The organism is Ruminococcoides intestinihominis (genome assembly GCF_040096285.1).
Lineage (GTDB): Bacteria > Bacillota > Clostridia > Oscillospirales > Acutalibacteraceae > Ruminococcoides > Ruminococcoides intestinihominis.
On the sequence record NZ_JBBMEY010000003.1, the window covers coordinates 97,315 to 108,979 of the forward strand.

Sequence of the window (11,665 nt, forward strand, 5' to 3'; positions counted from 1 at the left end):
TAAAATGGGTTGTACTCACGATTGTTCCAGTTGTGGCGAAAGTTGCAACAGTAAGAAACCGGAAAATTTAATCGAAAAGCTAAATCAATACAGTTCAGTAAAAAAGGTAATCGGTGTTGTATCCGGCAAAGGTGGTGTAGGCAAGAGCCTTGTAACATCTACACTTGCCGTTACAATGAACAGAAAGGGCTATAAGACAGCAATTCTTGATGCCGATATTACCGGTCCTTCTATTCCAAAATCTTTTGGTATACACGAAAAGGCAAAGGGTAATGATGACGGTATCTTCCCTGCAAAAACTAAAGACGGCATTGACATTATGTCTATTAACCTACTGCTACCTGACGAAACAAGTCCTGTAGTATGGAGAGGTCCTGTAATTGCAGGTGCAGTTAAACAGTTTTGGACTGATGTTATTTGGAGTGATATTGACTATATGTTTGTTGATATGCCTCCGGGAACAGGTGATGTTCCTCTAACAGTATTCCAAAGTCTTCCTGTAGACGGTATAATCATCGTAACTTCACCTCAGGAACTTGTATCTATGATTGTAGAAAAAGCCGTTAATATGGCAAATATAATGAATATTCCTATCCTTGGTATTGTAGAGAATATGAGTTACTTTAAGTGTCCTGATTGTGGCAAGGAGCATAAGATTTACGGCGAAAGCCATATTGAAGAAATTGCAAAGAAAAATAACCTTGAAGTTCTTGCAAAACTTCCAATTGACCCAAGTTTAGCAAAGCTGGTTGATGCAGGTGAAGTAGAAAACTTTAGTGGTGACTTTATGGATAATGTTGCAAAGAAAGTTGAAACAACTTGTAAAATTAAATAATCAAGATAAAAAAGGACTTGCTTAACTGCAAGTCCTTTAATTTTGCCTTATTTAGATACAAAAAAGTGGTGCTGAAAAGCACCACTTAATTTTTATTATTTTACAGTAATTGTAACACCTGTTTTGTTATAACCACCTGAAATATAACCGGCAGGACAGATAATATATGCCTTTACTGTGTAAGTATATTTCTTACCACTAACAACATTCTTATCTGTATAACTCTTAACATTGCCACCCTTAACATCAGCAATTAGCTTATAACCACTGTTGCCTGTTTTGCTATATACATAGTAGCCTGTAGCACCGGGTACTGTTGACCAATTAATCTTTGCCTGACCCTTAGTAGTTGATGGTGAACCTAGCTTTACAGTCTTAGGAACAGCCTTGCCCTTTACTGCTTCACTGTCAAGGCTACCGTACTCAACCTTATTATTAATTACATAAGCAGTAACATAGTAGTAATACTCTGTACCACATTCTACTGTATCGGTAAAGCCTGTTGCAGCACCACCACTAATGTTCCTAATTAGCTTATATGTACCGTTTACAACTTTTCTGTAAACCTTATAGCCTGTAGCACCGTTACTTCTGTTCCAACTAACATTTAGCTTATTATAGTTAGATGAAGTTACCATTACAACTGGTCTGTCAGGAATAGTCATAATCTCTAAACCGTTAGAGTTGTAAGAACCAAGTACAGGTTTCTTGCTAACATTTCTGTATGCTCTGACTGTGTAATGATACTTAACACCACAAGTAACCTTTTTATCTGTATAAGAAAGTTTCTTAGAGTTGGTTGTGCCAATTGTTGACCATGTTTTGCTACCATCTGCTTTACGCATTACCTTGTAGCCGTTAGCACCACTTACTGTTTTCCACTTAACGGTTACATTAGTAGCAGTAGAAGAAGTAACAGAAACCAGCTTTGGTGCTGATGTAACAGGTTTCTTAGTAACACCTGTTTGGTTAAAGTCACCCCAGATATTCTTGCTACCGTCTTTATAGTAAGCTCTAACTGTATATGTGTAGTTAACACCTGTTGTTAATTTACGATGTTCACAACTTGTAAGTGAACCGTTCTCAAATGTTGCAAGTGTTGACCATTTCTTTGCATTATCTTTCTTAAAGTAAATTCTGTAACCTGTTGCACCGTTTACCTTTTCCCAACTAACCTTTAATGAATTGTAGCCGGTTGAAGCAACCTTTACCTTTACAACCGGTGGAACAGCCTTGCAACTTACTGCTGAGTTGTTACCACTTGTATATGTCTTGCCGTTTTCATATCTAAATGACTTGATAATATACTGATAAGTTGTACCACAAGTTACTGTTTGGTCTGTGTATTTATCTGTTTGTTCATAAAGAGTAATAAGTTCTTTATAATTTTTGTCTGATGGTAATTTTCTGTAAATCTTATATCCGTTAGCACCGTCAACCTTGTCCCACTTTAGTTCAATAGCGTTGTACTCAACACTTGTTACGGAAGTTAAGTTAGGGTTACTTGGATAAGCAGTACCGTGAATATAATTTTCATATGTACTTACTCTCTTAATACCATTTTTGTTATAGAAAGCTCTTACTGTGTATTGGTATCTAACACCGGTAACGGCCTTTTCATCCTTAAATGTTACAGTTGACTGTTTATCTACTGTACCAATCTTGCTATATGTACCGGTTGCCTTTCTATAAATATCATATCCGGTAGCACCCTCAACCTTAGTCCATTCAATTGAGATTGTGTTATAACCAAGGCTCTTTGCACTTTTTAGTGCAGGTTGTGCAGGAGTTGTCAGTCCTAAATAATCCTTGCTACCACGGCCTTCATAATTTTTGCTATCAACTGTTCTAAAGCCATTAACTCTGTAGTAGTATTTAACACCACACTTTAGGCCACTATCAGTAAATTCTACATTACCGTTGCCGTTAATAGTTTTTATTAGTTTATAGCTTTTATCATTTTCAAGTTTACGATAAACATTGTAGCCACTTGCACCGTTTACCTTGCTCCAAGTTAGCTTTAACTTGTCACTTACTGTACTAACACCACTTTTAATTGTAGGGGCTTTAGTACAAGCAGTAGCTGTGACACCCTTTGAATCATATAAACCGGCATATGGCTTACCATTACGGTTTCTGTATGCTCTTACTGTGTATTGATACTTTACACCTGTAGTAGCTGAAAGGTCAGTAGATGAGAAAGTTTTGTTTCTGTTTACTTCAGCAATCTGCTTAAAGTACTTTTCACCATCAGCTTTTCTGTAAACATAGTAGCCGGAAGCTCCATCTACCTTTTTCCAAGTAACCTTAATTGCATTAAAGTCAACACTTTCTGCAGTTTTTAGTGTTGGTTTCTTTGGTAGTGCCACGCCCTTAATACCGTTTTTATCAAATGAACCTAGCTTTGAAGTTTCACCTACATAAGCTCTGACAGTATAGTAATATTCTTGACCTACTTGAGCTGAGTCATCTTTATATGTAGTACCCTTTACAAATCCAAGTGCAGTAAAATCTTTTTCACCGGCTTTTTTACGGTAAACCTTATAGCCTGTTGCTCCTTTAACTTCTTGCCACTTAACATTAATAGTATCATAATCGGCACTTGTTGCACTTAGTAGTTTTGGAGCATCGGTTTCAACATTGATACTCTTACCTGTTTTGTTATATTTCAAATAAACTGCTTTACCGTTATTATCGTAATAATAACCTCTAACAGTATATTCATATGTATTACCCGGTGTTACTGATGTATCGGTACAACTACGAATACCCTCACCGGCTGATGAAGAGAATGTCTTGAAACTTTTACCGGACCAAGAAGTTGCACCTTCCTTTCTTTTATATACAGTGTACTTTTCACAAGCACCGTTAGGATACCAAGAAAGTGTTACTGCTGTAGACTTAGTTTCAGCAAGTGACTTTAGCTTTACAGTGTTGTTATTCTTAAATACTACGAAATAACAAGCAGTATAATTAGTTGATGAAAGTTTCTTTAGTGCTAAAGCGTTATAGTAATCATTAGCAGTATTGTATCTTGTACCACCGTCATAAATAGCAGTTGAATCGTTAATAACCAAAGTCTTTTGCTTTACAGTAGCCTGACGGTCAATCTGTACATAGTGTGATGATGTTGTTGGAGATACAACCTTTAGCAGTAGGTGATACTGAGTATTAGGGTCATTAAAGTATCTCATAGCAGTACTGTAAAAAGAACCTGATGGGTACTGCTGAAAACTTACACAACTCATACCGAACTGACCGGCTAAAGTTGACCAATAAATACCTACATCACCGATACCTTTAGATGGTGAACCGTACTTTGTCATTAGAGTTCCGGGGTTTACTGAGTTAGGGTTTGCAACACCGGCTTCTACAAACATCTTAGCCATTGCAACTGTACTACAACCGTAACGGTTCATCCAGTCACTTTCCCAAGCGTCACTGGGTTTTGTATTGTGCCAAGGGAATTGGTCTTGACTCCATGCTCTGTAATATTTGTAACCATTTGTCTTAATCATCTTAGCACCATCAAAATAGTTAACGGCACTAACTGATGTCATAGGCACAATCATTAGAAAAGCAGTAAGCAAAACTAATGTTAGTGTTATAGAAATCTTCTGTACTTTTCCCACAGTTATTCCTCCTAGAATTTCTAAGTAATTTCAAATATATTTATTCATTTGTCTTTTAAATTAAGTCCTTGTTACTATTACAACAAGGATGTTACCAATTTTCATTATAACATTTACATATATTTTTTTCAACTTATGGGGCATTTTGTAACTATTCTTGTGAAAAAGAAAAAATGCTCCCTAGTTTTAGGGAGCAAATTTGTTTATTTTAGTGCATCCATAGCAGCATGGATAAGAGCAATTTTTTCTCTTTCCTTTTCTGCTTGACCTTTAATCTTTTCAATAACCTTTTCAGGTGCTTTAGACATAAAGCCCGGATTATTAAGTTTTCCTTCATCCTGAGCAAGCATTTTTTCAACCTGCTTTAGTTCCTTATTAAGACGCTTTAGTTCAGCTTCTTTGTCAACCAGTTCTTCCATTGGAATATAGATTTTTGCATCACTTGTAACAACAGTAACTGCACCGTCAATATCAAATGAATCACTAATTTCAACTTCACTTGCTGATGCAAGTTTCTTAAAGAACTGTTCACCGTTACTAAATGTTTCAGGAATAGCAGTAGCAATAAATAGCTTTGCTTTCTTTGATGGTGGAACATTCATTTCGTTTCTCTGAGTACGAATAGCAGTAATAGCTTCCATAACCTTCATCATTTCTTCGGCTTCTGCCTTAAAGTCAAGACTAGGGTCATATTCAGGATACTTTTCGAGCATAACAGTTTTACCGTCTGTATCGTGAGGAATTGTCTGCCAGATTTCTTCTGTGATAAATGGCATAAACGGATGTAATAGCTTTAGAATTTTGTCAAGAACATAAATTAGTACCTGACGAGCATTCTGAGCAGTTTCACCTTCACTTTGAAGTCTAGCCTTACAAAGTTCAATATACCAGTCACAGTAGCTGTTCCAAATAAAGTCATAAATCTTAGAAAGTGCAATACCAAGTTCAAATCTTTCAAGATTTTCGTTAACTTCTTTAGCTACATTATTTAGTGTATGAAGAATCCACTTATCCTCTGTTTCAAGAGTAGCTGGTAGTTCATTCTTAACATCATAATCATCAATGTTCATATGAACAAATCTACTTGCATTCCATAGCTTATTAGCAAAGTTACGACATGCCTCAACTCTCTTTTCGGAATATCTCATATCGTTACCCGGTGAGTTACCTGTAGCTAGGAACATTCTTAGAGCATCAGCACCGTACTGGTCAATAACAAGTAGTGGGTCAATACCGTTACCAAGTGACTTACTCATCTTAACACCGTTTTCATCACGAACAATACCGTGAATAAATACAGTATCAAATGGCTGACTGTTCATCTGTTCAACTGAGCTGAAAATCATTCTTGCAACCCAGAAGAAAATAATGTCATAACCTGTAACAAGTGTATTAGTTGGGAAATAGTAGTCAAGTTCAGGTGTCTTATCAGGCCAACCTAAAGTTGAGAAAGGCCATAAAGCTGAGCTGAACCAAGTATCAAGTGTATCTTCATCCTGATGTAGGTGAGTACAACCACACTTAGGACACTTCTCAGGCATTTCCTTTGCAACTGTTACTTCGCCACATTCATCACAATAGTAAGCAGGAATTCTGTGACCCCACCATAACTGACGAGAAATACACCAGTCACGGATGTTTTCCATCCAGTGATAATAAATCTTATTAAATCTTTCAGGAACAAATTTAGTTTTACCACTCTTAACACATTCAATAGCAGGACCTGCTAGTTCATCCATCTTTACGAACCATTGCTTAGAAACTCTTGGTTCAACTGTGCTGTGACATCTGTAACAAGTACCAACATTGTGGTCATGCTTTTCTACTTTAACAAGGAAACCACCTTCGTCAAGATCTTTAACAATAGCTTCTCTTGCTTCGTATCTATCCATACCGGCATACTTTGGATAATCTTCAACAATCTTAGCGTCATCTGTCATTACATTAATAACAGGTAGGTTGTGTCTTAGACCAACCTGGAAGTCGTTAGGGTCGTGAGCAGGAGTAATCTTAACTACACCTGTACCAAAGTCAACATCAACATAATCATCGGCAATAATTGGAATTTCTCTGCCAACAAGTGGAAGTGTTAATGTTTTGCCTACTAAATCCTTGTATCTTTCATCACTTGGGTTAACTGCTACTGCTGTATCACCAAGTAATGTTTCAGGTCTTGTTGTAGCAAGTTCCAGGTATCCACTACCATCTGTTAGTGGGTAACGAAGATGCCAGAAATGACCTGCTTGTTCTTCAAATTCAACTTCTGCGTCAGAAATTGATGTTTTACAATGAGGACACCAGTTGATGATTCTTTCTCCTCTGTAAATTAAGCCTTTGTTGTATAGACGAACAAAAACTTCCTTAACAGCCTTAGAACAACCTTCATCCATTGTAAAGCGTTCTCTTTCCCAGTCACAAGAAGAACCCATCTTCTTTAACTGGCTAACGATTCTACCACCGTATTCTTTTTTCCACTCCCATGCTCTTTCAAGGAACTTTTCTCTGCCTAAATCTTCTTTAGTAATTCCCTCTTTACGCATTGCTTCAACAATCTTAGCTTCTGTTGCAATACTGGCATGGTCTGTACCGGGTAGCCATAGTGCAGAATAACCCTGCATTCTTCTCCAACGGATAAGAATATCCTGTAGAGTATTGTCTAGGGCATGACCCATATGTAGCTGACCTGTAATATTTGGAGGTGGCATAACAATAGTATAAGGTTTCTTGTCCTTATCTACTTCTGCGTGGAAGTAGTTGCCCTCCTGCCAAAAGTCATATATTTTGTCTTCAACCTCTTTTGGGTTGTAGGCTTTAGCCATCTCTTTTGCCATAGTTTATTCTCCTTCATAGCAAAGTTCATACAGTACTTATTATCTCATTATAAAAGAAAAAAGTCAATAATAAAAGCACCCATAATGAGTGCTTTTTTGCAATAATAATTTTTATTCTTTTTCTTTTTTGTTTTTTATTCTTTGGCGTGATCTTTTATATCTATAAAGAATATTAGTTGCCCATTCTCTGTCGATAGTTAAGAAACCCATCAAGTTCTTATCTTTTTCAGCCAATTCATCAACAATAGCAAGGCTTTTGCTATAGATTTCAAGCCTAGCTGACTGAATATAAGGTTCTTTGTCAAGACCTGTTAAGAAAGTAAATCCCATTGTGTTGCTTTCTCTGTCATACATTGATAAGTACCCTTCGGTAACTTCTCTTAGTTTTAATTTTCTGGCAACACTTTCACTAATGGCAAGTTTAGTTAGTTCAACTGCCATATCGTCAAGACCATTTTCAAAGATAAATATTTTTTCTTTAAATGTGTTAAAGTTAGGTGCTAATCTTTTTCTAATACCCTTTAGATTCTTAAATTCTTCTTCAAGCTCATTATCGGCAAGTTGGAAACGGTCAATATCCGGAATCAGATACACCATAAATCTTCTTTTCATATCGTTATATAGCAATGGATATGTAAGTCTTGCCTTGTGGCCACAAGCATGACATGTCCAATCAAAGATTTTTTCTTCAAGCACTTCATTTCTTAGGTGAGGATTGTTTGTGGCATTGATGCTTGTATATAATTTTCCCTCAGTTACTGCGTTACATTGTGGACAGATAATCTCTTTTATAACTGTTTTAGGCATATTGCCACCTCCTTATTCTATACAATATTATAATAAATGAAAAATATTCGCAAGTGAATTTTCAAAATTTTATTGATTTTATTATAAAAACACAATAAAAATCTGATTATCCGCTAAAACACAGTATCTATCAGCATTTTCAAGGAAACAAACACATCAATTTACTACTTATTTACTACTAACGAATGAGCCTTGATACGCAAGTTTTCCTAGATATGCAAAGATATTATGGTACAACACATCAGTATTGAAACAAGAAAAAATTAAATATTTTATAGACTATGGAATGCCTAACATGACGTTCCTTTTCTATTTCCAGCCGTTCTTATTGGACGGCTATTTTATTACCCAAAATGAAAGGAGCATTAGATTTATGAAAAAGATGTTAAAACGATTGTGTACGGGCTTCTTAGCTCTTGCAACTGTCGTTACTGCTTTGCCGACTACACCCGTTCATGCAGAAAGTAAGCAATACTGGACGGAGTCAAAAGAGCGTATCGGTATCGTTGAAAAAGTAATGAATGACGGTTCAATTGGTTCTACCTTTAATGAGGGACATTTGACCGTTGAGGGCGAGGACGCTTACTGTATTGACATCAACACAGACTTTAAGAATGGTTACAAGACCAGAGCTGACGTAAGCACCCGTATGAGTGCCGACCAGATAAGCGACGTTGCCTTATCTATCGAATATGTAAAACAGTACACAGACAGCCACAGCGGAATAAGCAAAAATCACGCTTATCTTTTAAGACAGCTTGTAGTCTGGCAGAGATTGAGCGTACATCTTGGCTGGCAATGTGATAACGTGCGAGCTTCTTATGATGAAATTCCAAAGGCTACGCAGGACGAAGTTTTCTCTGGTGCGAAAGCCTTTGTCAAAGAAAATAAAGGACGCTATGAATGTGGCGGTTATATCTACTCTGGCGAGGGGCAGGAATTGGGACAATTCTGGGCGAAACTGAATGTCGGAAATACGAAACTGCAAAAGGTTTCCAGTAATGCCAGCATCACAGACGGTAACGGGAATTACTCAATCGCTGGTGCAACATACGGTGTCTTTTCTGATAAAGACTGCACAAAACAGCTTGCCACCCTTACGACTGATGAAAACGGAAACACAGATATTGCAGAGGTAAAAGCAGGCACAGTCTATATCAAGGAATTATACGCACCAGCAGGATATAAAGTGGATAAAACTGTATATTCCTTAAAGGTTGAAGTTGGAAAGACAGCAATTTTGAAAGTATCAGATACGCCAAAAGTAACGGACACTTTGATTGAGCTTTTCAAGATTGATATGGAAACACAGAAAGACAATCCGCAAGGGAACGCTTCTTTAGCAGGTGCGGAATTTACATGGAAGTATTATGCTGGCTTCTACAATAAAGACAATCTCCCTGCCGAAGCTACTCGTACATGGGTTACAAAGACAACCGCTGAAACAGACAGCGACGGAACAACCCACTACATCACAAAATTAGCGGACACATACAAAGTATCTGGCGACAGCTTCTATATGCAGGACGGCAAGGCGGTTCTTCCACTTGGAACACTAACCGTAGAAGAAACAAAAGCTCCAAACGGCTACTTGTTAGAGGGTGCATATATGCAGGCTGGCGATAAGTCCGAACAGATAAAAGGCTTATATGTAACACAGATTACCGAGGACGGCGACCTTGCCGTATTATCTGGAAGTAACCAGTTTTCCGTATCAGACAAGGTTATCCGTGGCGGTGTCAAAATTCAGAAACGAGATTTAGAAACGGGCGATACAAAGCCACAAGGAAGTGCCACTTTGAAAGATACTGCCTTTGACATCATTTCCTTAAATGATAATGCAGTATTGGTTGAGGGCAAGTTATACAAGAAAAATGAAGTGGTAAAGACAATTCGTACAGATATTGAGGGTGTCGCTTCTACTTCTTCTGACCTCTTACCTTATGGAAAATTCCGTATCGTTGAGAGTGAAGCTCCCAACGGTTACTTAACTGACGGTGCAAAGCCGATTGATTTTACAATCACAGAAAATGGAAAAATCGTGGACTTAACCGAAAAAGCCCATTCTATCTATAATCAGATTAAGCGTGGAGATATTGAGGGTGTAAAAATCGGTGCAGGCACACACAAGCGTCTTGCTGATGTTCCTTTTAGGATCACAAGCAAGACAACGGGCGAAAATCACGTCGTGGTAACTGATGATAACGGGCAATTCTCCACTTCTGCTGAATGGGCTTCTCATAAGCACAATACAAACGCAGGAAAGACCAGCGAGGACGGTGTGTGGTTTGGAACTTCTGAACCAGACGACAGCAAGGGGGCATTACCTTATGATACCTACATCATTGAAGAAATGCGTTGTGATAGTAACAAAGGCTTTGAACTTATCCCACCTTTTGAAATCGTGGTATCAAGAAATAACCTTGTGATTGATTTAGGGACGCTGACTGATGAATACGAAAAAGAAATCTCTATCCATACCACAGCGACCAGCAAGGACGGCGAAAAGACTATCCTTGCAGGAAAAGAGGTTACAATCGTTGATACTGTCAAATTAGACGGACTTACAAAAGGCACAAAGTATCAGTTGAAAGGCTGGCAGATGTTAAAGGAAGAAAACGCCGAGCTTATCATTGACGGGAAACGTGTAGAAAACGATTATACCTTTGTCGCTGATGAGGAAGAAATGAAAGTGGAAATTTCCTATACGTTCAATGCGTCTGCTTTAGGTGGCAAAAACCTTGTTACCTTTGAAGAATTGTATGATTTAAGCAATCCAGACGAACCCGTAAAAGTTGCAGAACACAAAGACATTGAGGACGACGGGCAGACCGTACTTATCACAGAGCGTATCATCAAAATTCATACGACTGCTACGGATAAGGACGGCAACAAAGAGCTTGAAGCTGGAAAAGACGTTACAATCATTGATACCGTAACCTTAGAGGGCTTAGAAGTCGGTACACAGTACAAACTTGTGGGCTGGCAGATGTTGAAAGAAGAAAATGCAGAACTTCTTATCAATGGAAAGCGTGTGGAAAGTGATTATATGTTTACCGCTGACAGCGAAACTATGAAAGTGGAAGTTGCCTTTACCTTTGACGCTACTTCCCTTGACGGCAAACAGCTTGTAACTTTTGAAGAATTGTACGACTTAAGCAATCCAGACGAGCCGAAGAAAGTTACCGAACATAAGGACATTGAGGAAGAGGGACAGACGATTACTTTTAAGGAAAAGCCAGAAGAACCAGAAAAACCCGAAACACCACCGACACCAGAAAAGCCTAGCAGACCTAGCGACAGTCCCAAAACGGGCGATAACACCAACCTTTACGGACTGCTTGCACTTCTTGTGACTTCTGGTGCTGGACTGACAGGTATCTTCTTCTACAAACGCCGTAAAATGAAGAAATTATAAGGTGGTAACGGTATGAGAAAAGGAAAATCACGCTCTCCACCGAAGCTGTCAAACGGCAGACTTCCGCTTATTCTGGCTTGTCTGCCTACAACCTGCAAGAACACGGATAGTCAAGGGTGCGTAAGCATTGATTTTACCCTTT

At 38.1% G+C, this 11,665-nt stretch carries 5 protein-coding genes; 2 read left to right on the forward strand and 3 right to left on the reverse strand.

The window, feature by feature from the left end; genetic code table 11:
• Positions 1 to 4 precede the first annotated feature (4 nt).
• Entirely contained in the window at positions 5 to 835 is an 831-nt protein-coding gene (locus tag WMO18_RS01915; protein ID WP_211147628.1) for an Mrp/NBP35 family ATP-binding protein, read from the forward strand.
• 95 nt (positions 836 to 930) lie between these two features.
• On the opposite strand, the gene WMO18_RS01920 is transcribed toward WMO18_RS01915, so the two are convergent.
• From WMO18_RS01920 to WMO18_RS01930, 3 genes are all read right to left on the reverse strand, one after another.
• A complete protein-coding gene (locus WMO18_RS01920; RefSeq protein WP_211147629.1) occupies positions 931 to 4,467 on the reverse strand; it encodes a fibronectin type III domain-containing protein in 3,537 nt (1,178 codons plus the stop codon).
• Between the two features lie 203 nt (positions 4,468 to 4,670).
• Positions 4,671 to 7,298 carry a valine--tRNA ligase gene (locus WMO18_RS01925; RefSeq protein WP_367286258.1) on the reverse strand — a complete coding sequence of 876 codons (2,628 nt, stop codon included), beginning with the start codon at positions 7,296 to 7,298 and terminating at the stop codon, positions 4,671 to 4,673.
• 111 nt (positions 7,299 to 7,409) lie between these two features.
• The gene (locus WMO18_RS01930) at positions 7,410 to 8,105 is read right to left on the reverse strand and encodes a CpXC domain-containing protein (protein WP_022505155.1); all 696 of its coding nucleotides are present in this window, start codon (positions 8,103 to 8,105) and stop codon (positions 7,410 to 7,412) included.
• Positions 8,106 to 8,478: 373 nt separating this feature from the next.
• On the opposite strand from WMO18_RS01930, the gene WMO18_RS01935 reads away from it, so the two are divergent.
• Complete coding sequence (locus WMO18_RS01935; protein WP_367286260.1) at positions 8,479 to 11,523, forward strand: SrtB-anchored collagen-binding adhesin; 3,045 nt, start codon at positions 8,479 to 8,481, stop codon at positions 11,521 to 11,523.
• Positions 11,524 to 11,665 lie beyond the last annotated feature (142 nt).